Below are 307 nucleotides of genomic sequence, written 5' to 3' on the forward strand. Positions count from 1 at the left end.
CGGTTTGCGTCTTGTTTTTTTCCTGCAGCTGCGCCAGCTGCTGCTGAAGTTCACCCGCCGCTTTGGCGGCCTCGGCCTTTTGCTGCTCCAGCGCCATCTTCAGTTTTTTCTCTTGCTGCTCGGCCTGCTGGCGTTGGTCATCACGCTCTTTTTGCAGCGCTGCCAACTGCTGTTGAAGTTCGCCCGCCGCTTTGGCGGCCTCGGCCTTTTGTTGCTCCAGCGCCGCCTTCAGGTTTTTCTCTTGCTGCCCACCCTGCTGGCGTTGGCTTTCCTGCTCTTTTTGCAACTGCGTCAGCTGCTGTTGCAG

At 58.6% G+C, this 307-nt stretch carries 1 pseudogene; it reads right to left on the reverse strand.

Annotated features, from left to right (window positions below):
* A pseudogene (locus HWW83_RS25500) lies at window positions 1-307 on the reverse strand (FKBP-type peptidyl-prolyl cis-trans isomerase N-terminal domain-containing protein); the annotation flags it as partial.

The sequence above is a fragment of the Serratia ureilytica genome, assembly GCF_013375155.1.
In the GTDB taxonomy this organism is placed as follows: Bacteria; Pseudomonadota; Gammaproteobacteria; order Enterobacterales; family Enterobacteriaceae; genus Serratia; species Serratia ureilytica.